This is a genomic window from Sphingobacterium cellulitidis (assembly GCF_043187465.1).
Classification (GTDB): domain Bacteria; phylum Bacteroidota; class Bacteroidia; order Sphingobacteriales; family Sphingobacteriaceae; genus Sphingobacterium; species Sphingobacterium cellulitidis.
Genome location: NZ_CP171136.1, coordinates 2,527,453 through 2,549,515 on the forward strand (window position 1 = coordinate 2,527,453; position 22,063 = coordinate 2,549,515).

At 35.9% G+C, this 22,063-nt stretch carries 26 protein-coding genes; 16 read left to right on the forward strand and 10 right to left on the reverse strand.

Annotation, left to right across the window (positions count from 1 at the left end):
* The first annotated feature begins 71 nt into the window (after positions 1-71).
* The 16 genes from ACF3OC_RS11215 to ACF3OC_RS11290 all read left to right on the forward strand — a co-directional run bounded on the left by ACF3OC_RS11215 (position 72) and on the right by ACF3OC_RS11290 (position 11,336).
* A complete protein-coding gene (locus ACF3OC_RS11215; protein ID WP_058699759.1) occupies positions 72-377 on the forward strand; it encodes a DUF4134 domain-containing protein in 306 nt (101 codons plus the stop codon).
* Positions 378-388: 11 nt separating this feature from the next.
* Positions 389-721 (forward strand): DUF4133 domain-containing protein, encoded by a 333-nt coding sequence (locus ACF3OC_RS11220; protein WP_058699758.1) that lies wholly within the window; start codon positions 389-391, stop codon positions 719-721.
* Positions 718-3,207: a TraG family conjugative transposon ATPase gene (locus tag ACF3OC_RS11225; protein ID WP_058699757.1), complete on the forward strand. Its 2,490-nt coding sequence runs from the start codon at positions 718-720 to the stop codon at positions 3,205-3,207. The genes ACF3OC_RS11220 and ACF3OC_RS11225 overlap by 4 nt, the downstream gene beginning before the upstream one ends.
* Before the next feature lie 37 nt (positions 3,208-3,244).
* Positions 3,245-3,877, forward strand: a complete 633-nt coding sequence (locus ACF3OC_RS11230) for a DUF4141 domain-containing protein (RefSeq protein ID WP_058699756.1) — start codon at positions 3,245-3,247, stop codon at positions 3,875-3,877.
* 3 nt (positions 3,878-3,880) lie between these two features.
* Positions 3,881-4,876 (forward strand): conjugative transposon protein TraJ, encoded by a 996-nt coding sequence (traJ, locus tag ACF3OC_RS11235; protein WP_058699755.1) that lies wholly within the window; start codon positions 3,881-3,883, stop codon positions 4,874-4,876.
* A gap of 20 nt (positions 4,877-4,896) precedes the next feature.
* Positions 4,897-5,520 (forward strand): conjugative transposon protein TraK, encoded by a 624-nt coding sequence (traK, locus tag ACF3OC_RS11240; RefSeq protein WP_058699754.1) that lies wholly within the window; start codon positions 4,897-4,899, stop codon positions 5,518-5,520.
* Between the two features lie 11 nt (positions 5,521-5,531).
* Positions 5,532-5,969 (forward strand): hypothetical protein, encoded by a 438-nt coding sequence (locus ACF3OC_RS11245; protein ID WP_058699753.1) that lies wholly within the window; start codon positions 5,532-5,534, stop codon positions 5,967-5,969.
* Between the two features lie 20 nt (positions 5,970-5,989).
* On the forward strand, positions 5,990-6,283 hold the full coding sequence (locus tag ACF3OC_RS11250) for a hypothetical protein (protein ID WP_058699752.1): 294 nt from the start codon (positions 5,990-5,992) through the stop codon (positions 6,281-6,283).
* On the forward strand, positions 6,264-7,613 hold the full coding sequence (gene traM, locus ACF3OC_RS11255; RefSeq protein WP_058699751.1) for a conjugative transposon protein TraM: 1,350 nt from the start codon (positions 6,264-6,266) through the stop codon (positions 7,611-7,613). Before ACF3OC_RS11250 ends, traM begins: the two co-directional genes overlap by 20 nt.
* 27 nt (positions 7,614-7,640) lie before the next feature.
* Positions 7,641-8,540 carry a conjugative transposon protein TraN gene (traN, locus tag ACF3OC_RS11260; RefSeq protein WP_058699750.1) on the forward strand — a complete coding sequence of 300 codons (900 nt, stop codon included), beginning with the start codon at positions 7,641-7,643 and terminating at the stop codon, positions 8,538-8,540.
* 16 nt (positions 8,541-8,556) lie between these two features.
* Entirely contained in the window at positions 8,557-9,117 is a 561-nt protein-coding gene (locus ACF3OC_RS11265; RefSeq protein WP_058700047.1) for a conjugal transfer protein TraO, read from the forward strand.
* An 11-nt stretch (positions 9,118-9,128) separates the two neighbouring features.
* Complete coding sequence (locus ACF3OC_RS11270) at positions 9,129-9,575, forward strand: DUF3872 domain-containing protein (protein ID WP_058699749.1); 447 nt, start codon at positions 9,129-9,131, stop codon at positions 9,573-9,575.
* 126 nt (positions 9,576-9,701) lie between these two features.
* On the forward strand, positions 9,702-9,986 hold the full coding sequence (locus ACF3OC_RS11275; protein ID WP_058700046.1) for a hypothetical protein: 285 nt from the start codon (positions 9,702-9,704) through the stop codon (positions 9,984-9,986).
* A gap of 97 nt (positions 9,987-10,083) precedes the next feature.
* Complete coding sequence (locus ACF3OC_RS11280) at positions 10,084-10,392, forward strand: helix-turn-helix domain-containing protein (RefSeq protein WP_058699748.1); 309 nt, start codon at positions 10,084-10,086, stop codon at positions 10,390-10,392.
* Positions 10,376-10,663, forward strand: a complete 288-nt coding sequence (locus ACF3OC_RS11285; protein ID WP_058699747.1) for a helix-turn-helix domain-containing protein — start codon at positions 10,376-10,378, stop codon at positions 10,661-10,663. The genes ACF3OC_RS11280 and ACF3OC_RS11285 overlap by 17 nt, the downstream gene beginning before the upstream one ends.
* A 286-nt stretch (positions 10,664-10,949) precedes the next feature.
* Positions 10,950-11,336 (forward strand): response regulator transcription factor, encoded by a 387-nt coding sequence (locus ACF3OC_RS11290; RefSeq protein WP_058699746.1) that lies wholly within the window; start codon positions 10,950-10,952, stop codon positions 11,334-11,336.
* Between the two features lie 24 nt (positions 11,337-11,360).
* On the opposite strand, the gene ACF3OC_RS11295 is transcribed toward ACF3OC_RS11290, so the two are convergent.
* The 10 genes from ACF3OC_RS11295 to ACF3OC_RS11340 form a co-directional block, all read right to left on the reverse strand.
* On the reverse strand, positions 11,361-12,080 hold the full coding sequence (locus ACF3OC_RS11295; protein ID WP_058699745.1) for a hypothetical protein: 720 nt from the start codon (positions 12,078-12,080) through the stop codon (positions 11,361-11,363).
* A 15-nt stretch (positions 12,081-12,095) separates the two neighbouring features.
* Entirely contained in the window at positions 12,096-12,968 is an 873-nt protein-coding gene (locus ACF3OC_RS11300; protein ID WP_058699744.1) for a hypothetical protein, read from the reverse strand.
* Positions 12,969-12,982: 14 nt separating this feature from the next.
* The gene (locus tag ACF3OC_RS11305; protein WP_068791507.1) at positions 12,983-14,809 is read right to left on the reverse strand and encodes an ATP-dependent helicase; all 1,827 of its coding nucleotides are present in this window, start codon (positions 14,807-14,809) and stop codon (positions 12,983-12,985) included.
* A complete protein-coding gene (locus ACF3OC_RS11310; RefSeq protein WP_058699743.1) occupies positions 14,809-16,737 on the reverse strand; it encodes an AAA family ATPase in 1,929 nt (642 codons plus the stop codon). The genes ACF3OC_RS11305 and ACF3OC_RS11310 overlap by 1 nt, the downstream gene beginning before the upstream one ends.
* 252 nt (positions 16,738-16,989) lie before the next feature.
* Entirely contained in the window at positions 16,990-17,220 is a 231-nt protein-coding gene (locus ACF3OC_RS11315) for a hypothetical protein (protein ID WP_058699742.1), read from the reverse strand.
* A gap of 93 nt (positions 17,221-17,313) precedes the next feature.
* On the reverse strand, positions 17,314-18,126 hold the full coding sequence (locus ACF3OC_RS11320) for a hypothetical protein (protein ID WP_058699741.1): 813 nt from the start codon (positions 18,124-18,126) through the stop codon (positions 17,314-17,316).
* 300 nt (positions 18,127-18,426) lie between these two features.
* Positions 18,427-19,257, reverse strand: a complete 831-nt coding sequence (locus tag ACF3OC_RS11325; RefSeq protein WP_058699740.1) for a competence protein CoiA — start codon at positions 19,255-19,257, stop codon at positions 18,427-18,429.
* Positions 19,258-19,463: 206 nt separating this feature from the next.
* Complete coding sequence (locus ACF3OC_RS11330) at positions 19,464-20,018, reverse strand: HD family hydrolase (RefSeq protein ID WP_058699739.1); 555 nt, start codon at positions 20,016-20,018, stop codon at positions 19,464-19,466.
* A 519-nt stretch (positions 20,019-20,537) separates the two neighbouring features.
* A complete protein-coding gene (locus ACF3OC_RS11335) occupies positions 20,538-21,347 on the reverse strand; it encodes a PRTRC system ThiF family protein (RefSeq protein WP_058699738.1) in 810 nt (269 codons plus the stop codon).
* On the reverse strand, positions 21,344-22,057 hold the full coding sequence (locus ACF3OC_RS11340; RefSeq protein ID WP_058699737.1) for a PRTRC system protein B: 714 nt from the start codon (positions 22,055-22,057) through the stop codon (positions 21,344-21,346). Before ACF3OC_RS11340 ends, ACF3OC_RS11335 begins: the two co-directional genes overlap by 4 nt.
* Between the last annotated feature and the right edge of the window lie 6 nt (positions 22,058-22,063).

Genomic DNA, 22,063 nt, shown 5'->3' on the forward strand with positions numbered 1-22,063 from the left:
TTTTACGTCGCACATTTGTTCCGAAAGCCTGCAAGGTGCAGGAAATCGTAACAAATTAATTCGTTTTAAAGATGAAAAAACAAAGAAAAAAAGTGCTGCTGACAGGTGCGGCTTTGCTGTCAGCATTTGGGGTATTTGCACAGGGAAACGGTTCTGCGGGAATCAACGAAGCCACGCAAATGGTAACCTCTTATTTCGATCCCGCCACACAACTTATTTACGCCATTGGTGCCGTGGTCGGGTTAATCGGAGGTGTTAAAGTGTACAATAAATTCAGTAGTGGTGATCCTGATACAAGCAAGACTGCGGCATCATGGTTTGGAGCTTGTATCTTTTTGATCGTTGCTGCAACTATTCTTCGTTCATTCTTCCTTTAATCCTTTGCCTTATGAGTAAATACAATATTAATAAAGGCATTGGACGTACAGTCGAGTTCAAAGGATTGAAAGCACAGTATCTGTTCATTTTTGCAGGTGGCTTACTGGGTATGCTTGTTCTGGTGATGATACTGTATATGGCAGGCGTAAGTTCTTATGTGTGTCTATTTATTGGAGTTGGAGGAGGCTCTCTTATTGTCTGGCAGACATTCTCTCTGAACCAGAAGTATGGTGAATACGGATTAATGAAAGTGGGTGCCAATAAGAGGCATCCACGTTATATCATCTGCCGGAAACCCGTACATCGCTATTTAAAATTCACCTCTAAATCTGTCGGCTTATGAGAAATGTAGCAAAAGCCACTACGTTGGAAAGCAAGTTCCCATTATTGGCTGTGGAAAACAACTGCATCATCTCTAAAGATGCAGACATTACGGCTTGCTTTCGGGTACATTTGCCCGAACTGTTTACGGTTGCTTCCGTAGAATACGAAGCTATACATTCCGCATGGCACAAGGCGATCAAAACTTTACCGGATTTTACAGTCGTTCACAAACAAGATTGGTATATCAAAGAAAATTACGCTCCTGATATTGCAAAAGAAGATCAAAGCTTTTTAGCAAAATCGTATCAACAGCATTTTAACGAGCGTCCTTTTCTGAATCATTATTGTTACTTGTTTCTTACCAAGACCACTAAAGAACGTATGCGTATGCAAAGCAACTTTAGTTCACTTTGCAAGGGTGTGCTTATCCCTAAAGAAATAAGGGATAAGGAAATCATTCATCGCTTTATGGAAGCTGTGGCACAGTTTGAAAGGATAGTGAATGATAGCGATTTTGTAAAACTGGAACGTCTGAGCGAAGAGGATATCGTCGGAACGAGTGGCAAGCAAGGATTGCTGGAACAGTACCTCACCTTGTCAAGAGATGAGGGAAGGCCTTTACAGGACATTGCTTTGGGGTCTGAAGAAGTTCGTATAGGGAACAAAAGATTATGTTTACATACCTTATCTGATACGGATGATCTACCGGGAACAGTATCTGCTGATACGCGTTACGAAAAATTATCTACAGACCGAAGTGACTGTTTGTTGTCGTTCGCTTCTCCCGTTGGACTACTGTTAAGTTGTAATCACATCTATAATCAATACCTTTTCTTAGATAACAGCGAAGCAAACCTCCAAAAGTTCGAAAAGTCTGCAAGGAATATGCATTCACTGGCAAGGTATAGCCGTGCCAACCAGATTAACAAAGAATGGATAGAACGCTATCTCAATGAGGCTCATTCACATGGTCTGTCTTCCATTCGTGCACATTTCAATGTACTGGCATGGTCTGAGGATCCGATCGAACTAAAACAGATTAAGAATGATACCGGTAGTGCTCTGGCTTTGATGGAATGCAAACCAAGACACAATACTACTGATGTAGCAACTTTGTACTGGGCAGGAATGCCGGGCAATGCCGGGGATTTTCCTTCTGAAGAAAGTTTCTACACCTTCATAGAACCCGCGTTGTGTTTCTTCACAGAAGAAACAAATTACCAAAGTTCACCATCACCGTTCGGTATCAAGATGGCAGACAGGTTAACGGGAAAGCCAATCCATTTGGATATATCGGACTTGCCTATGAAAAAAGGTATCGTCACGAACAGAAACAAATTCATTTTGGGACCTTCAGGTTCGGGAAAATCTTTTTTTACAAACCACATGGTTCGTCAATACTATGAACAGGGGGCACATGTGCTGTTGGTTGACACAGGTAATTCCTATCAGGGATTATGTGAGCTGATCTATGGAAAAACCAAAGGTGAAGACGGTGTTTATTTCACTTATACCGAAGATAATCCTATTTCATTCAATCCATTCTTTACAGACGATGGCATATTCGATATTGAGAAGAGAGAAAGTATCAAAACCCTGATACTAACCTTATGGAAACGAGATGATGAGCCACCGACAAGAGCAGAAGAAGTAGCCTTGTCTAATGCGGTAAGCGGTTATATAGAGCGTATTAAGATCAATGATGAATATCCATCCTTTAATGGTTTTTACGAATATGTACAGAGAGACTACCGCAAAGTATTAGAAGAAAAGCAGGTTCGGGAAAAAGACTTTGACATAGCCAATTTCCTAAATGTTCTGGAACCTTACTACAAGGGAGGTGAATATGATTATCTGCTTAACTCAGACAAACAACTTGACTTGCTGACTAAACGCTTTATCGTATTTGAGATTGATGCTATAAAGGATCACAAAATTCTCTTTCCTATTGTCACGATTATCATCATGGAGGTTTTCATCAATAAGATGAGAAGGTTGAAAGGTATCCGTAAGCTCATCTTAATTGAAGAAGCTTGGAAGGCAATTGCAAAGGAAGGTATGGCTGAGTACATAAAGTATTTGTTTAAAACAGTCAGAAAGTTCTTTGGAGAGGCAATTGTAGTAACGCAGGAAGTGGACGACATCATCCAATCACCTATTGTGAAAGAATCCATTATCAATAATAGTGATTGTAAAATACTGCTCGATCAGCGAAAGTATATGAATAAATTTCATGACATCCAGGCGATGCTCGGGCTCACTGAAAAAGAAAAATCTCAGATCCTTTCTATCAATATGAACAACGACCCCAAACGCTTGTACAAAGAAGTCTGGATTGGATTGGGCGGAACGCACTCCGCCGTTTATGCTACAGAAGTAAGCATGCAGGAATATCTCGCATACACTACGGAAGAAACCGAAAAAATGGAGGTTATGCAGCTTGCTAAGGAACTCGACGGTAATGTAGAACTCGCTATAAAACGAATTGCTGAAGAGCGAAAATAGAAATCAGGTAATTATTAATCAATTAAAAATCAATAAAATGAAAAAAATCATGTTAATGGTGTTCACGGTAATTATACTGGCTGTTACACCTTCTGCCAAGGCACAATTTGTTGTCACTGACCCAGCTAACCTGGCTTCCGGCATTCTTAACAGTGCTAATGAAATCATACAAACATCTTCCACAGTTTCCAATGTGGTCAAAAATTTTAAGGAAGTAGAAAAGGTGTATAAACAAGGTAAGGAATATTACGACAAGTTGAAAGCGGTCAGTAATCTGGTAAAAGATGCGAGAAAGGTACAGCAAACTGTCTTACTTGTTGGAGACGTATCTGAAATGTATGTACAGAATTTCGGCAAGATGATGAACGATCCGAATTTCTCACAACAAGAATTGGCTGCTATCGCCAATGGTTATTCTGCACTATTGAATGAAAGCACGGAGCTACTGAAAGAATTGAAGCAGATTGTTTCCTCATCCAGTCTTTCATTAAACGATAAAGAACGTATGGATATCATCGACCGTGTTTATAAAGAAGTTAAAGAGTACCACAGCCTTGTACGGTACTATACCAGTAAAAATATTTCGGTCAGTTTTCTAAGAGCTAAAAAGAAAAATAATAGCAAAAGAGTACTTGAACTTTACGGAAATCCTGAACAAAAATACTGGTAAACTATGGAATTTAATAATCTTCATGAAGTTCTACGCTCATTGTATGATGAGATGGTACCTCTGTCCGCCGATATGGCGGCTGTAGCAAAAGGACTCGCCGGATTGGGGGCTCTGTTTTATGTAGCTCTCAAAGTATGGCAGGCACTCAGCCGTGCAGAGCCTATAGATGTATTCCCCTTACTACGTCCGTTTGCTTTGGGATTGTGCATTATGTTTTTTCCAACTATGGTTTTGGGAACTATCAATGCGGTACTCAGTCCCATAGTAAAGGGCACTCATGCTATACTGGAAAACCAGGTGCTTGACCTTAATGAGTTGCAAGCTCAGAAAGACCAATTGGAATACGAAGCTATGGTACGAAATCCCGAAACCGCCTATTTAGTTTCCAATGAGGAATTTGACAGGAAGCTTGAAGAATTGGGATGGTCACCCTCTGACATTGCTACGATGTCGGGAATGTATATGGAACGTGGTATGTATCAAATGAAAAAATGGATAAGGGATGCTTTTCGGGAATTTCTGGAAGTACTCTTTCAGGCAGCCGCTCTGGTCATAGATACCATACGGACGTTCTTTCTGATTGTCTTGTCCATTCTGGGACCAATAGCCTTTGCTATTTCTGTGTGGGATGGGTTTCAGAGTACGCTCACACAATGGCTCACACGGTATATCAGTGTGTATTTATGGTTACCTGTGGCTGATTTGTTCAGTTCTATGCTTGCCAAAATACAATCATTGATTCTTGAAAGAGATATAGAGATGCTTGCCGACCCAACCTATATCCCTGACACTTCAAATACGGTTTATATCATTTTTATGATTATCGGTATCGTAGGATACTTTACCGTTCCTACAGCCGCAGGCTGGATCATTCAGGCAGGAGGTGCCGGAAACTTTATGCGTAACGTGAACCAGACTGCTATGAAAACTGGAAATATTGCCGGTGCCGGTGCTGGTTCTACCGCAGGTAATATCGGAGGAAAATTAATGGGTAAATAATAAAATTTAAATCATTTGAAATGGAATTTAAAACATTAAGAAATATCGAAAACAGCTTTAAGCAGATAAGGCTGTATGCTATTGTCTTTGCGGTACTCTGCATTGGAGTTGTAGGATATGCCGTTTGGCAGTCCTACCGCTTTGCGGAGGAGCAACGACAAAAAGTCTATGTGTTGGATAACGGCAAATCACTCATGTTGGCACTCTCTCAGGACGCTTCTATAAACCGTCCGGTTGAAGCTCGTGAGCATATCCGTCGTTTTCACGAATTGTTCTTCACGCTCGCACCTGAAAAGAATGCTATTGAAAGCAATATGAAAAGAGCATTTAATCTTGCCGACAAATCGGCATTTGATTATTACAAGGATTTGTCCGAAAAAGGATATTACAACCGTATCATATCCGGTAACGTACAACAACGTACTGAAGTGGACAGCGTAATCTGCAACTTTGATACCTATCCGTATGCTGTTAAAACTTATGCAAAACAGTTCATTATCAGGTCAAGCAATGTGACAAGGCGTAACCTGGTTACATCCTGCTACTTGGTTAACTCCGTTCGCTCTGACAATAACCCACAAGGCTTTACAATAGAAAAATTTGCGGTGTTAGAAAACAAGGATATTGAAGTTATAGAACGCTGAAGATTAAGCACATGAAACACTTACTTGATTTAGACACGTTCGTGAAAACCCTTATTGATAAAGGATACTCTGGTTTTTTTCATACTGAAAGTTCTTATGCAGGCAAATTAAAGGATAGCATCAGTGAATTTTTGGAGGCTTGGGGCAAAGGCAAAGAAGCACCATTAGTAGCAAGCCATTTGCATCTATCTACATATCTCGAATGGAATGGTGAAAACAAGCCAAAGATTGAATGTGATATGTGGGTAAAATACGAGAATGGGAAATTTGATTTACAGGAAACGGAAATGTATGTAAGAAGAATAGATCCTTATGGACAACTATTGAAGCAATCTAAGCTAACCAACTTTACAACAAGCTCGTTTCCCATGATAAAAGAAGCCATTTCCCAGGTGACTGAAAAACCTAAAGAACATATCTCTTCCTGCAAAAGAGGGTTCAGAATGTAATAACCTCAAATAATTAAAGTATGAAAAAACTAAGGGAAAGATTGGATAATTGGTTTAACAAACTTGATGAACGTTGGCGGTCGTTGCCTGTAAAGAGACAACATAAATATACGCTGCTTTTTTTTATGGGCTATCTGCTTTTAACGGTTATCGTCATCGCAAAAGTTTGGTTCGACACCTCTAAGCCTAATCCCACTATAGAGATCAGACATATCGAAAATCCAGTTATACAGAAAAAGAAATCCGAGACGGGAGGATTGGATTCATTGTCAAACATTTTAAAAGAAAAGTTTTATGAAAGAAAATGGAAATAAAAAATTGGGAGTTCGGGTTACGGAAGGTACCCCGAATGAAAACCCTGATGTATTGCAGGACAATGCACAGAATAAGACTGAAAAGTTGAAGAAACCAATCATATTTGGTTTGATGGGAATCGTGTTTGTTGGCTGTATGTGGCTCATATTTAAACCATCAGAAGATAAAAACAAGATAGAGGATATTGGTTTAAACGATGCTGTACCACAGGCTACGGATGCAGGTTTACAGTCGGACAAACAGAAAGCTTATGAGCTGGAAATGTTGGAGCAGAAAAATCAGGAAAAGCGTAATGGGTTGACCACATTAGCTGATTATTGGAATACAGATTCAGCAAACTCCATGGAACCAGATCTTTCTGAAGAGGCACAGGGAAATACGGGTTTATTCAGTGGTAATCAACGTAGAGGAAGTAATCCTGCACTAAATAGTTATCAAAATGCTCAAAGCGTTCTCGGTTCGTTCTATAATGAACCCAACTATGAAACACAGGAACTTCGCAAACAATTAGACGAACTGAAACAGCAATTAGCAGAAAAAGACGTGGTGGCACCCGATCCGGTCGAAACCCAATTGGCACTTATGGAAAAGTCCTACCAGATGGCTGCGAAGTATCTACCGACCAATACTCCCTCTCAGCCTACAACTGTCGTTCCCGGTTCTGAACTTCCGACAACAATACCTGCATCATCATCTACTACTCAAAAAGAACATTTTGTAGCATTTACACCTGTCAAAAAAAGTGCTGTGTCAGCATTGTACAGAGAGCCAACAGATAGTGCATTTCTGGCAAATTGGAGTGAAACCCGAAATCGAGGATTTTACACCGCAGGTGTTTCAGAGCAGGTAATACAGCCAAAAAACAGTATTCGTGCTGTAGTACAGGAAACACAGGTAGTAACCGGAGAAACTGGTGTTCGTGTTCGCATATTAGAAGATGCGAAAACTCCGAACCGTACCATTCCAAAAGGAACGGTGTTAACGGCTACTGCAAAATTCCTAAATGGAAGATTGCAATTAAAGGTGACTTCAGTAGAACTGGAAGGAAACATTATCCCTGTAGATATCACCATATACGATATTGATGGTCAACAGGGACTATATGTACCTTATTCTCCTGAAATGAATGCCCTGACGGAAATAGCAGCTAACATGAGCCAGACTTCAGGTACGAGTATTATGATGACACGTTCGGCAGGTCAGCAGGTAGCAGGCGATTTGAGTCGTGGTGTGGTACAAGGAGTTTCCGGTTATTTCTCTAAGAAAGTCAGGACGCCTAAAGTAACGTTGAAGGCTGGACATCAGGTGTTTCTTGTGTCTAAAAGCTAATAAATCAAAAAATATAAAGATTAAAATATGAAAACGATAATTAAAAGTATGCTGATGTTAACCTGTTTGGTTGGACTGATCGGCAAAAGCCAGGCACAAAATGCCAATAACACATCCAAATTAGCAATGGGTAAAGTAGAACCTTATCAAATGGAAGTAACCTATACTAAAACCTCGCATTTGATATTTCCAGCGGCTATTCGTTACGTGGATTTGGGAAGCGAGTATCTGATAGCGGGTAAAGCAGAAGATGCCGAAAATGTATTGCGTATAAAGGCTACCGTACGTGATTTTGAAGAAGAAACGAATTTTTCGGTGATTACCGAAGACGGCCGTTTCTACAACTTCAATGTCTTTTATAGTTCATACCCATCGTCATTAAATTATGACTTGTTGACCATGCAGAAACAACTTAGCCGGGAAAATGAAAATGATGTATTATTTGAAGAGTTGGGTAAGAACTCTCCATCATTGGCGGGGTTGCTGTTGGAAACTATTTACAATAAGGACAAGAGGATCATCAAACATATCGGGTCAAAAAGCTACGGCATACAGTTTTTGTTGAAAGGGGTTTATATCCATAATGGTAAGTTTTATTTCCATACTGAACTACGAAATAAGAGTAATGTTCCGTTTCAGATTGATTTTGTGAATTTCAAAATTGTGGATAAGAAGATTGCAAAACGTACCGTAATACAAGAAAAACCAATGAAGCCACTACGCATATACAAGCCTCTTGACGAAATTATTGGTAATACTACGGAGCAAAACGTATTCCTATTGGATCAGTTTACAATTACGGATGATAAAGTGCTATTGATTGAGATTTTCGAGAAAAACGGAGGCAGACATCAGGTTTTGCAAATAGAAAATTCCGATCTGGTAAATGCAAGACTTATCAATACGATGCATCTCAAAATTAACTAATCAAAAAAATAAGGCAATGAAATATTATATATATACAGTGATATTGATACTTATCGGTATCACATCGGCAAACGCACAGCGGATGGTACCCAAACAAAAAGCACTTGAAGTAAGTGCTGGAATATTATCAGATGATAAAATTGGAAATGACTACTATATAAATCTGGCAATGACAGTAAACGGTAAAAACGGAAATTACTGGCTATGGGCACTGGAATATAACCATGAATATTCTAATTACAAAGAGCTTGAAATACCTGTTGAGACCTATATGGCCGAAGGAGGATACAGTCTTCGGCTGTTGGGAAACTTCCGAAAAAGTATCAACCTAAACGCAACACTCAACGGAGTTATTGGCTACGAAACATTTAACCGTGGAAAGGAAATGCTTTTTGATGGAGCCGAAATACTGAACGAAGAAAGTTTTGTCTATGGAGCCGGAGGACGTTTGTCTTTGGAAACCTATTTGTCCGATCGCTTTGTATTACTGATACAAGGTCGTACTAAAGTGCTTTGGAATACATCAAGGGACCAGTTCCGACCATCAGCGGGAATTGGATTAAGGTTTAACTTTTAAAACATAAAACTATGATAGTAATTTTCAATAAATTCAGAATAGGATTGTTTCCACTTCATATTTTGCTGGCAATCCTGATAGGATCAATAACTTTGAGCTCCTGCGATAAAGAAGAGCTGGAAATACAACAAGATTATCCATTTGACGTAAATGTAATGCCAGTTCCTTCTGAAGTAGCGAATGGTCAAACTGTGGAAATCCGTGTTACAATACAGCGTACAGGAAATTACAGAAATAACGCTTACTACATTCGGTATTTTCAGTTTGACGGACAGGGGGCACTTCGTTACTACAATGAACCGCCTTATATGCCTAATGATTTGTACCAATTACCACAAACGCAGTTTCGGTTGTATTATACTTCAGCCTCGACGGTATCCCAATCTTTCGATATATGGATATCTGACAGCTTTGGAAACGAAAAACAGATAAGTTTTCAGTTTAATAGTAGTGATTAAAGGGTTTGTTAACTATTCAATTTACAACGACTTACCTTTCGGTAGGTCGTTTTTTATTTACTGTTAATTTGTATATGGTTTCATCAATATTTGCTAAATTTATCTTCATGATATTGAAATAGATTGATTATGGAAACATTGGTTTTAGGTATAATAGCATTGGTCTTTGGGCTTGGTCTTCGTTACTGGATCAATCGTCGCAAATTTTATAGAAGAAGCTCTACAGGAGCAGAGGGATTCTCAAGTTATGAAAAGTCTGTTGTAATTTCTTTTATTGAACGTATAGGAAAACTAGCAAGCATCGTACTTATCATATTCGGCATTTTATTTCTGTTTACATACTACGGGTCAAAAAAAGATAAAGATAAATCTGAAAGATTAAAATCTAATACTTCTATACAACAGCGATAAGCCAAAATCTACCTCTCATAGCCAAACAAACCTTCCAAAAGTATAAGAGTAATTATCCTTATTAAATTCACTGTTCACAGCAAAATGAAGAACAGTTATGGAAGTAATCGCGATACAAAAATCGGCTTTTAAAAGTCTAACTCAAGAGTTAGATGATATGCTTGAACTTACTCAGACGGTAAGTCAGGCATATGCATCCATTTTCAAAGAAGAAAAGTGGCTGGATAATCAGGAAGTATGTTTGATGCTAAATATCACTAAAAGGTCATTGCAAACTTATAAGGATAAAGGTTTATTACCTTATTCCAAACTCAACAGAAAGAACTATTTCAAGCTGTCAGATGTAAAGGCTTTGCTGGAATTTAATAAAAGCATTAAAGAGGAAAGACATGGAACTACTGACTGATGATGCTATGGAACTGGCATCCCACAGAAAAAAACTGGAAGAGCTTAGGGAAAATATAGAGTTGATACTGCAAAATTTCCGGCCAGTAATGAACGGTGAAATATACCTGTCAGGACAGGACGTGTGTAAGTTACTGCATATAAGTAAACGCACTTTACAACAGTACCGGGACGATAAAATTTTGCCCTTCGTTCAGATTGGGGGCAAAATCATTTTTAAGCAATCGGATATTGCGAACGTATTGGAACAAAACTATGTGATGAATAAATAATAATCTGTAAGCTGAATAAGCATTTTGATAGTTGTATAACATTGTGAACATTATTATCTTTGCTTAGTAAAATATAAAAATCTTAAAGTGTTTTTGCTTTAAGTCTTGGTACTGAAAACTGGTAATTTTTAAGACGACAAGACAATAAGTAGGAACGCTCACGCTATAGGTGTGGGCGCTCGCTTATTCGTTGTCGGGTATACCAGTGCCTCAGTATCGATAAGTTGTAGTGGCCTGCACTTTCTTTTTTTTGCAGTACTCTACTTAATCGAATAAATAATTTGATATGGATACTGACACAAAACAAGACAAAGTTTCGATTGCATTTATCAATGACAAAAGTCCGATAATAGATAAAATATGTACTGATTTATTAAGTGCAAAATTTGAAATTTTATTCCAAACTGAAAACATTGAAAACGCAATATCTGAATTAGAAGTGATCAAAAAATTACCAGAGATCTGTATTATTGATCTTGATTTTTATGATAAGAGTATATTAAAGCAACTTCAAAAATTAAGAAACCTTTATCCAACTATTCAACTGATCGCACATAGTGATATTGATGATGAAAAAATCGCAAAAGATATAATTGATATTGGTTTTTTAAGCTATTTCTTACTTGGTACTGATATAGATGATTTAAAAAAGGCTCTTATTGATTCTGTGTAGACGGTAAAAATGTTTTCAATTCCTTTAAATTAATCGAAAATCTTGGGAACTATCATAATAAAACATCTCAATTTCAGTAGGTTGCACATTAATAGATTGGTAACCGTCCTGATCTAATCTACATGCTTTTGGATTACATAGTGCATGGAATGTAGATACAGCTATTTTGCCCCATGGATATTCATAGAATGTATTTATCTTATTTGGGTTTAGTGTGCATTTAAGAATCATGGGAATTCCTAAATTATTTATTTTAGCAGAAATAGAATCCATCTCGAAAATTGGCATATAAATTTGTTCTCCTCCAAAATTCACCAGCAATGGTTCTGCACCGCCATTGTAAAGAGCAGAAGTTGTGAAATTAAAGAATAAATAATTATCTCTTGACTCTTTTTGTCTATAATCAAAGTGCTTGTTCCAAGCTTGTAGTACAGTTTCCAGTTCATTACTTGAAAGTAAGTTGCCGTGATTATTGATAAAGCATTGTCTTATCTCCTCGCCGGTTCTACACCTAAGCCCCTGTTCAATAATATGCTCTGGAATTGCTCTCGTGTAATGAAAACCATAAATACTCGCTTTAAGGCAAACTTCATTGATTTCCTTTACCAGCTGATTGATCTCTTTACCTTCTAAGATATGCTCCAAGAACTCGTTGTCTAAAAAGGTTTTTTTATGTTTTTCAAGCTTATCTATATAAATCTTAGGAATGCCTATTAGATTATTGAGATTTATATTTTTTTTCATAAACGGAACTTATTATTAAAACGTCAACCAGTTCAATTTCCATAAAAAAGAAAATAATTCTACCTGCAAATAGTCTTTAGTTTCTCGATAGTTTTCAACATCATATTGGTAGATGAAATCATCAAGTAATTCATTTTCATATGCAAATTGTGTTGCGAGAAAACTACCAGATTGAATTTCGGCCACATTCCTAACAGCACGTGACAATTTACTCAGATTAGACAAAGCTCCTTCAGAAACAAATTGTCCCTTCTGTATTCTCATATCTTCAATTTGTGATAAAAGATCCTCCTGATCAAAGCTTTCATACTCAGGATTTGCTACACCTTTTATACCACCTCTGTCAAAGTACCATTTTTTATGACCTCTAAGTAAGGATACTTTTGGAAATGTAGAATTTGCTACAATAGTCTGCCCAGAAGTATGATTGTAAAGATCTTGCTGTTTGTGGAATACTGGAGCTGCATATATAACTAAGGCATCCGTACCAAGTTCCTTCTCTAACAATTCTAGAGCAGTCTGTTGGTGAGGTGTAATTTCAAAATACCAGTGTGCTCCTTTAATGTGCGGTTTAAGACCTTTTTTTGATCTCGATGAATAATCGGAACGCTTTGCTTGTATGAAGAGATTTAGATTGAAATCAGGTAATATTTTTTTAGGTTTTGATGTATTCCAAATATATCTAAACTTTCTTCTGTGAAGTGATAAACCACCTAGGGGAGAGCTAAATCCATGTAAGTTCCATAAATAATCGTTAATACATAGCGAGGCTCTATCAATGCCTACTATTTTTTCAAAGACCTGTCCTGGTTCCCATAATAGATTACTACCTTTTTCAAGCTGGTTGAATAATGGGCCTCTAAATTCGCCCTCTTCAAATTCTGTCATATATTGTATGTAGATTATAACTGATTTAACTCTTCTTCTTTTATTATCCTGATTTCGTTGCCGAACTTCTGTTTGAGTTCATTATCTGTTACTGAATGTGGGAAAGCCATTGCTAATAGATGTCTTGGTCGAGATAATGCCACATATATTAATCTTTTGGTTTCATCAGGAAAGCCATTGTCAATATTTGATATGTTATCAAATGTGATATTATCTTTATGTTTCCTTTCGTTGAAAAAAACAAGAATAGAATCCAAAGTTTGTCCCTTTACTTGGTGTATCGTAGTGATGGGGATATTGAACGTAGAAAAAGATTTTTTAAAATGTTGGCTTACAGTTTCAGCAAGCGTAGATTTTTCTAAATATTTCGATTTTCGACTCCGTAGATTAAAATCTACTTCATGGCTAAGGCCTAATTTACTTTTTAAAAACTGCTGAGTAGCAGCTGTCCAATCTTGAATTGTTTTACTAAAAGCTGGTAATTCATCTAAAATAGTAATCATCAATGAATTAAAGTAAGGATCTATACTTTTTTCTTTCTCAATCTCTTTCAATAAATGATAATCAGCCTCATCAGAATGCATTAGGGGTATACAAATGGTTCTGATTTCTTTTATTGCATTTTTAATATCACCACTTGTGTAAAGATTTTTAGCATATATAATTTGTTTTGGCAAGTCTATACCCCAAGGTCTCTGTTCTGTTTTTGCTCCTAACAATGCGTCTTTCAACGAATTTCCTCGAACAACAATACAGCTACTGATGTATTTTTTCATTGAACAAGAGTCATCATAATGTTTAATAATTAATTGATGATTCACGTTTGAATATTTATAAATTACAATCGAATCCGTTATATTTTCACAATCTACGCTATTGATTTTTAAATCATCTGATCGACGAACTTTTGAAAATATATCAATTATACTTTGAGGTGATCGTCGGTTATCAGTTAAGTCGTAAGAGTTCCATGTTGCGTCATTTTCGTACTTTCTTAAAAATTCAGAAGGCTTTGCATCTCGCCACTCATATAAGCTTTGGTAAGGATCTCCTATCAGTTCAATATTGTTAAGGCCTTGCTTCACTAATTCTTCAAATATGGCATGCTGCATTAGTGAATTGTCCTGAGCCTCGTCTATAATAATAAAAGGAAATCTTAAACTAAGCCATCTGCAAATTTTAGGATTATTTTTCAGTAGGTGAAGGGCTATAAATGCTGAATCTCCAGTTGAAATTAATCCTTTTCGAAATTGAGCATTCTTGATGAGTTTACAGTAGTTGTCAAAATTAACTTTTTCAACTTTATCAGATGATGGTTGATTTCCATTAATAGAAAAAGATCCATTTGGCTCAATTCTAATTTCACTGGGAGGATATAGATGATAAATACTTCGATTATTCTTTGCCTTGTATTCTGGATTATTAAGTGGTCTTAGTAAGCCTTCAAGTGTTTTGCCATTTTTAACATAAGTGGTCTTCCACATATCATCTAAGATCGTTGTGTGGTCGAGTATTTTTGGTCTATTAAAGTCTCGATTAAGTAGGTTATAAAATGGAAGAGTAATATACTTATTTATAAAACTATCAATAGTTGATACATGATTAGGGAATTGAAGTGATTTACCCGCCAGTTTCCTATAGGCTTCATTGATTTCATCTTTAGCAGAGTTAGTAAATGATAAACAAGCTACTCCCGAATGCCCTCCAACTTCTTTTAAATTCTCTAAATTTAATATCTTCTTTGCGATAGTAGTTGTTTTTCCGCTTCCAGGACAGGCATTTAAAATAACTTTTCCTCTAGCTTGTAAGTAAGCCAGTCTTTCTTCATTTTCATAATACATTACAATCCATTTTTTAAATGAGTTAACGCGTTCAATATATATACCGGAACTATAAATGAGGCTTTTGCCTCTTCCAAATTATCAATTAAATGAATTGAGAAATCCTGTGCAAATTCAGCTTTGTCAGGGAACGTTTTCCATAAGAGAATCGCAACTTTTCTTTTTTCCTGTTCAGACATCAAATCTGCTGGAAACGTTGACATGTATGTGACTATATTGCTGATTTTATCACTTACTATCATGTCAAGATACTTCACTAAAAAGTTGTCCTTAAAAGCACTTCTGTCATTGTTTACGTTATGCGATGCTATTTCATATTCCAAAGTTTTAAATGACTCAAAAATCTTTATATTTTCAGCCTTGTTTTTAACAGAGTTTAAATTCCTAATTCTTGATACAGCGTTACCTTTTTGGATACAATCATCTAAAAGATCTAGCACGGTGGTATCATTTATCAAATTCTTAAAGCTATAATCAGATTTTTTTGAGTCAGTAAACCTGTCATCGTCTGTAATGATGGAAATAGGCTTGTTTATTCGTTTCAGTACATCTGAGTGATTAAAAAGGTAAAGGAAGGGATAAAATGAAGTTCCTTTTACGTTTACAATTTCCGTCCGGTAATCTTCAAGTTTATAGTCCTCTAAAAGAGTAAATGCTGATATCAAAAGTTCCTCTGATATTCCCTCAATGAATAAAATGGATTTTGCGAATAGAAGCTGAGATTTGGTTACGTCAATGTACCTCTGAAGTTTCTTCATTCTATTCTCAAAATCTGTATCCAACAATTCTTTGCTTTTAGTAGTATCTTCAATTATTTTTTCAGATTCTCTATTTTGAAATTGTTTATCCAGTTTTGTTGCTTTACCACAATCTAATAAAATAAGATTTTTAAGGGGTACTTTTGAAGTCAACGTTGGTGAATGGGTAGTTATAAATAGCTGGCTGTTTTCAGTCGCATTTGCATTATTTAAAAAGTTATAAAGGCTTAGCTGTAATTGTGGGTGAAGGTGAGATTCGGGTTCTTCGATTAGAAGTGCAAAATGAGGTAGGCCATTATCCTTAATCTGTTCTTTTATATCACCTAGAACAACTGCTATATAGATTAGATTGTTCAATCCTAAACTATTTTGCCATAAATGAAACCCCTCATCCATCAAAGTAGCTCTATTATGTGGAAGATAAGGTTTGATTGCATTAACTATATATTCTGTTTTTGCTTCCTCAATTCTGACGCCGATTTTATTGTCAATAACTCTCTTAAAAATACTTTCGAGATTCGTGTTAACACCATCTCGCGTATTTTTAACTTCATCACGTTCTAACAGCTGAGAATTTGCATCTTTTATTATCTGTTCTATTTGCAATTCCGACTTTTCTCTCTTTACAAATCGTCTTATAACTTTGCCCAAAATATTATTTCTAGTACTCAACAGATCCTTGGTACTATCCCTTAAAGCTCCTAAATAATAATGCTGAAAAAGTTCGAAGGTTTTATAGTCTGCTTTTTGACCATCAATATTTCCGGTATTATAAGTGAAATATGGATATTTTCCGTCTTTTTCTTCATAAGAGATGGATATTTTAGCATAATCTTCCTCAATATTATTGGGATCAATTACCATATATTCATAAAACCCTCCTTTTTGAGCGGTAGATAATCCTTTAAAAATATAAGTAATGGTTATTAGGGTAGATTTATTAAGTGTTTTATGACCATCATTGTCGATTGCTTTTTGATGGAAATCATCGGATGAAACTGATAACTCCCTTATAGGTTCTCCAATATTGTATAGTAAACGTATGGCATCAATAACAGCTGATTTACCGCATCCATTTTCACCAATAATAATATTTAGTTTTGGATCAAATTCGGTTTCAATTACCTCAATTCCTTTGTAGTTTTCAATCTTTATATAAGCTAAATGCATTTTTTACGTTAATTTGGTTTAATCTAATAAAAGATCGACAAGCTATTAACGCATCAATTTAACTGAAACATAGATAGCATTTTAATGCCTTAGGCTAATTTAAAAAAAAACAATAAGGAATAATGCATTAAGTAGAAAAATTGAACAAGATTTTAAATTCCCACAGTAGATTACTGAATTTACTTCTTTCCACATCTGGACTAGCACCGATGTATTCTTGGGATATGCTCTTATTATCTCTGTAATATATTCTTAATAATTAGTTGGATGAGAAAAATGTTGAAGTGTTAATGTTTCTGTACTATTACATATCTCACAATTATTTTTAATGAATTCAATTCTTCTTTCTCTCCAATCTTTAGAATGCCACAATCGCTGTCCACCTTTGAAATCAATCCAGTATTGTGATTTTGCAATTTCTAATGTGATTTCATTATTTTCCAACTTGTCTTTTAATTGGATAATTTCGTTATATGTCAGCATGATATTTTGGATTTATTACTCGACGAATATAACTAATACTAAAGCCCGTACTGTGAGAATTGGTGGTTAAAAAAGCACTGTTATCTGTATTACTTACGCAAAATTAAATAACACTAACTCAACCAATATTTTCTTATTTGGATCATCCGGATTTTTAAACGAGAAAGTGAAATTTGTTTGTGCTCTTTGATTAACCAAACCTTCACACAGTTCATGTGCTAATATTGCGTTTCTCGATTTTTCTATTACATCGGTAAAATTCTTAGTATCACGATTGAAAATTACCAAAGCAACTTTTTCATCTCTCCAATTCACATAATTTGATAGTAACTGATTTAACCCATCAATTAGGTACTTTTCACCTTTCCATAATTTACACTCTGCAATAAAAAGATTATTCCCATTATTGTCGAACATTAAAATATCTGTTTTTCCGTTTCTATTAAAAACTTCACCTTTAGCAGAATGATTCTTTGAAATAGAGTTTAAGAAAGGAATAAAGTAATCTCTGTATCTTTCTTCATCAAAACGAACATTAAGAGATTTGAAACCTTCTAAATTTTTACCGAGAATATTCATATAATCAATAACTTGGTAAAATGCTTTTTCACTGACGCCAGTAACGGTTTGGTCAACGAATTGCGGATCAACAGGAGAACCATTAAAATAGTTTTCAAGTGTTAGAGCGACTTCATCTTGTGTTTCTTCTATTTCGTATAATTTTGATGGATATATTGTTAAGTCAATATTACCACTTTTTTGCTTCGTAACATTTGACTTATGTACTGAGGCTAATTGTTGTAAATGATTAGCAATATTTTCAGGATCAATTCCATCTTTTAGAAATACTTTTAAATATTTCTTTCCAAAAGTTTCTCTAATTTCAAATGTATAATTTTTGGGCATATCGTTAAAAATAGTATTGAAGGGAACTAGCCATAGCCTTGCAAAAGAGTGAACTTTATAAGATCGAACGTTCAATTTTGCACTTGCGTTAGCAGAACCATTTTTCGTTTTTGCTAAAATACAAAAAAGAGGAACCGAAAATGGTTTTTACGGATAAAAATCATGAATCATGATTCATGAATCTTGAATTAAAAAAAGAAAAACAAAAAGCAAGTGGTTTTTTCGAAATAGGGAGCCGAATCGTTTAAATTGCTCTTAACTTTGCTCTTTTGCCAAATTGCATGTTAGTAGCTGGAATGCTTATAATCTTCGTCTACGCTTTCTATATCCAATAATTGGAATTCCTCTCCATGAATATATTCCTCTATTTGATGAGTACAATGTTTGTCGATTTTCTCTTTCTTTTATTTGGTCTTGCTTTCTAAATTCATTTATGAATTCCTGAACTCTCAAAGTCCATTCACCATTTGTGGTTGTATTCAAAAAAGCTTTACGTGAGATTTCTGCAACTTTTGCATGTCTACCAACCTGTGGAAATAAACAGTAAAGATTATTTCGTAAATCTTCTGTATCATCTATTGAACTGTTTCCTCGAAAATCAAAGATTACAGGTACAGAACTTTTAAGCCAAGCTTCTGGAAAACAAAACTCTGGAAAACAAACCTCAAAAATCCCCGACTTTTCAGTTTGATGCACTTCACTAATTCCGTCTCTTTTCCATTCCTTTAAAAAACGAGGATAATCTCTTTTTAGTCGCGTGCCATCCACTATCCAAACCATGTTTTTATAAAACTGTTCTCGTGCAGTTCGCTCTTGAGGATTAATGTTCGAATGTTGAAACTCTATTACGAGGCTATGAGCGGTACGAACATCAGCAATATGTTTTTCTTTTGTTCCATTATCAAACAAAGATATTTCTTGCCAATCGGATGGATAATTGTTTTTCCAAGTTCGGTGCCACTCTGTTTCTGGTTCCCACCAATTGTCACAATCCGTTTTGCTTTTATGTGCCCAATGCCATATTTTTCGTGTACCACATTTTGCAATAACTGGCTTCGAACAACAACAACACAATCCGTTAAGTTTCGGTTGAGCTTCTGTCCGATTATTATCTATTAAAGCAAAGCGCATTTTTTATAGTCAGCTATCAATACATTGTTTTCACTTGCAAATTTACTCAAATAAAAATATCCTTAGGAATCGTTAAGGTAAAAACCAATAATAGCCAAGCGACTTTCTTTTGCTTCTTTTCTTTGGTCGCAGATGTGGAAAGAAAAAAAGTATTTACAAGGCAAAAGAAAATTTGATTTGCATCTTTATCAAACAAAATATAGTAATTATAATTTATTTAATACTTGCAGTCGGTGTATTAAATGCTCAAATAATTCTTTTGTAATGTCAAACTTTGACACATGTGGCAAATATTTATTTCTTATTAAGACTTCTGTAAATCCATCATTATTAGATTTAGTATCATCATTAATATTTCTAATACAGGCGTCTAAACAGTCAACAGCTTTAGCAAATTCAGCTTCTCGTGTGGCTCTTTTTTCATATTCACTGACAATTTTTTCAAATCTTAATTTATTAGGAATAAGTGTTTTGATTTTTTCTAATGCTTGTTCTTCTTTTTGATGTTTGAGTTTCATTTCCTCTGGATTATTGAATTTGGCATCTCCTGCATAAACTTCAACAATATCATGGTAAATTAAATACTCAATAACTTTTAATCTGTTTAATGGTTCTTCAACATAATCGATTAGAATATCCGCAATCAGCAAACAACTCCAAGAGTGTTCTGCTGTACTTTCTTTTCTTCCCTTTACATTGGTACCACGTTCAACATATTTTAACTTTTCTAATTCGGTTAATGCTATAATCAATTTTTCCATTCAATGTAAATTATCTATTAAATATCCTTTTATTACAAAAATATAAATTAAAGTTGCCTAACAGACACTGCTTAAACTAAACTGTAAAAATAACAAAAGGGATATTGTCGTCCATTTTTCTAACGGTTCAGATTGGTACGGTCACTGTTAAGATTATGCTTAACTCTAAAGCGAACGCAATGAGCATTCTTTATAGCCAGTTATTCATACATTGTATTTACTAGCAAATTTACTCAAATAAAAATATCACTAGGAATCGTTAAGGTAAAAACCAATAATAACCAAGCGGCGTTCTTTTGCTTCTTTTCTTTGGTCGCAGATGTGGAAAGAAAAGAAGTTCGCTAAAACAACGAAAGGGATACTGGAATATCCCTTCAAAAACAGATCGCAACCTGTTTGATAAAATGTGAAGTGAGGACGGTGCGTAGCCTTACATTTTGGCAAAGGGGTTGTACCGCTTAAATGCAAAAAGACTGCCCCGACCATCGGAGGGAGTGTCTTTTTGCGGCCCGATTTTGGCTATCGGGCGACTGGAATAGGCTGTGACCTAAAATCTTTCAGATTGAGAAAAAAACCTCTGTATTCGGTCAATCCATTACGAAATAAACCCCATAACAAAGAACTACCCATTTGAGCCAATGACGAATTGATATATAAATCCTGTTTTTCCAATGCTTCAGCTAAACTGCAACTTGGTGTATCGTCTTGCTGTTCGGACTGCTTTAACAAAGCACCAAATTCATCTGTAACCATTGGCAGATTAGCTACCGTTTCATATATATCGGAATTGGGTTGTTTTATATCTCCAATAGTTGATAACAATACTTGTCCTGTATATTGGCTGTTACCATAATCCAACCAGTATTTTGGTTTATGATGATAATATTTTCCGTTATCCAGTGCTTTTAATATTTCAGCAATACCAAATCTTGCCTTTACACTATCTACACAGGTAATAAAGATAGTAGCCTGTGCGTTTTCGGGAAGTTTGCCCAAACTGTCCTTTTCAAACTTCTGCGTTTCGGCTTTCCAATTTGTACCTGAAAAGCGGTTGGCTCGGTTGATTAGAGCAGCAGATTTATACAATCCTACTTCGCATTCTGCAAAACGCTGTCTGCCCAAATTAGCTTCCGTAATAACATCATCATCCCAAAGGCGAACGGACAATCCTGCGTGACCTAACGCAATCAAACTATGGTTCATTTCCATTAAGGCGGTCAAAACCTTTGAGCCTGTACCACCTGCACCGATAAGGTTTACCGATATAGGATTGGTTGCATTTATTAAACTATTGTCCGTAAAATGGACTTTTATTTTTTCGGTATTCATCGCAATATGTCTTTTAAGGTTAGATTACTTTTTGTCAATACTTCCATTGGAAAAGCTTCGCCTGTGGCAATTAAATTTTCCCAAAGGCTTACGCAATTTCCTTTTATCGGGTTATGACCGTGCATTAAATGACTGAAATAACTGTTAAAGAAAAAGCCTTCCCATTTGTTTGTAAATTCTTCCAATGAAGCGGTTTTCTTTATGCGTACATCTACTGTACCCATACATACATTGCCGTCCTCGTACACATTAAAAAAAGGAGCGTTGTAAAGCTTTGTTTTTATCGTAGGTCTTCTGCCATTTATTAAAGCGAAAACGGCTAAACCGCTTCGGTTCGCTACCCACAGCATAGGCGGTACATTGGCTTTGCCTTTGGGTATTCCCAGACTTTCAATAAAATACATTTCCCTTTGTGTGGCTTTGGTAAACCAAACCACTTTGTTTCCTGTCGGCTCAAAGTATAAAACCTGATTGCTCAATACTCCCTGCGGTTTCAATAGCGGTTCTTTTTCCTCTTTGGCGGTCTTCAAAGCCTTTGCCAATTGGTTCGCTTCTTTTACGGTCAAAGGGTGTGCATTAATGGGCATACCGTTTTTATCCATATCAAAATGCTCTACATAAGTATCGTTACCCTTTCCAGTAGTCTGATAAAATACCAATGCTGATTTTGGATAGTACAGCATTCCGAAATCCTGTGTTATATCGTTCATAGTTTT

Bases quoted from the DNA above. Each gene is read 5' to 3' on its own strand.
- ACF3OC_RS11215 (WP_058699759.1), top strand. From the start codon at position 72: ATGAAAAAACAAAGAAAAAAAGTGCTGCTGACAGGTGCGGCTTTGCTG.
- ACF3OC_RS11220 (WP_058699758.1), top strand. From the start codon at position 389: ATGAGTAAATACAATATTAATAAAGGCATTGGACGTACAGTCGAGTTC.
- ACF3OC_RS11225 (WP_058699757.1), top strand. From the start codon at position 718: ATGAGAAATGTAGCAAAAGCCACTACGTTGGAAAGCAAGTTCCCATTA.
- ACF3OC_RS11230 (WP_058699756.1), top strand. From the start codon at position 3,245: ATGAAAAAAATCATGTTAATGGTGTTCACGGTAATTATACTGGCTGTT.
- traJ (WP_058699755.1), top strand. From the start codon at position 3,881: ATGGAATTTAATAATCTTCATGAAGTTCTACGCTCATTGTATGATGAG.
- traK (WP_058699754.1), top strand. From the start codon at position 4,897: ATGGAATTTAAAACATTAAGAAATATCGAAAACAGCTTTAAGCAGATA.
- ACF3OC_RS11245 (WP_058699753.1), top strand. From the start codon at position 5,532: ATGAAACACTTACTTGATTTAGACACGTTCGTGAAAACCCTTATTGAT.
- ACF3OC_RS11250 (WP_058699752.1), top strand. From the start codon at position 5,990: ATGAAAAAACTAAGGGAAAGATTGGATAATTGGTTTAACAAACTTGAT.
- traM (WP_058699751.1), top strand. From the start codon at position 6,264: ATGAAAGAAAATGGAAATAAAAAATTGGGAGTTCGGGTTACGGAAGGT.
- traN (WP_058699750.1), top strand. From the start codon at position 7,641: ATGAAAACGATAATTAAAAGTATGCTGATGTTAACCTGTTTGGTTGGA.
- ACF3OC_RS11265 (WP_058700047.1), top strand. From the start codon at position 8,557: ATGAAATATTATATATATACAGTGATATTGATACTTATCGGTATCACA.
- ACF3OC_RS11270 (WP_058699749.1), top strand. From the start codon at position 9,129: ATGATAGTAATTTTCAATAAATTCAGAATAGGATTGTTTCCACTTCAT.
- ACF3OC_RS11280 (WP_058699748.1), top strand. From the start codon at position 10,084: ATGGAAGTAATCGCGATACAAAAATCGGCTTTTAAAAGTCTAACTCAA.
- ACF3OC_RS11285 (WP_058699747.1), top strand. From the start codon at position 10,376: ATGGAACTACTGACTGATGATGCTATGGAACTGGCATCCCACAGAAAA.
- ACF3OC_RS11290 (WP_058699746.1), top strand. From the start codon at position 10,950: ATGGATACTGACACAAAACAAGACAAAGTTTCGATTGCATTTATCAAT.
- ACF3OC_RS11295 (WP_058699745.1), bottom strand. From the start codon at position 12,080: ATGAAAAAAAATATAAATCTCAATAATCTAATAGGCATTCCTAAGATT.
- ACF3OC_RS11300 (WP_058699744.1), bottom strand. From the start codon at position 12,968: ATGACAGAATTTGAAGAGGGCGAATTTAGAGGCCCATTATTCAACCAG.
- ACF3OC_RS11305 (WP_068791507.1), bottom strand. From the start codon at position 14,809: ATGTATTATGAAAATGAAGAAAGACTGGCTTACTTACAAGCTAGAGGA.
- ACF3OC_RS11310 (WP_058699743.1), bottom strand. From the start codon at position 16,737: ATGCATTTAGCTTATATAAAGATTGAAAACTACAAAGGAATTGAGGTA.
- ACF3OC_RS11315 (WP_058699742.1), bottom strand. From the start codon at position 17,220: ATGCTGACATATAACGAAATTATCCAATTAAAAGACAAGTTGGAAAAT.
- ACF3OC_RS11320 (WP_058699741.1), bottom strand. From the start codon at position 18,126: ATGCCCAAAAATTATACATTTGAAATTAGAGAAACTTTTGGAAAGAAA.
- ACF3OC_RS11325 (WP_058699740.1), bottom strand. From the start codon at position 19,257: ATGCGCTTTGCTTTAATAGATAATAATCGGACAGAAGCTCAACCGAAA.
- ACF3OC_RS11330 (WP_058699739.1), bottom strand. From the start codon at position 20,018: ATGGAAAAATTGATTATAGCATTAACCGAATTAGAAAAGTTAAAATAT.
- ACF3OC_RS11335 (WP_058699738.1), bottom strand. From the start codon at position 21,347: ATGAATACCGAAAAAATAAAAGTCCATTTTACGGACAATAGTTTAATA.
- ACF3OC_RS11340 (WP_058699737.1), bottom strand. From the start codon at position 22,057: ATGAACGATATAACACAGGATTTCGGAATGCTGTACTATCCAAAATCA.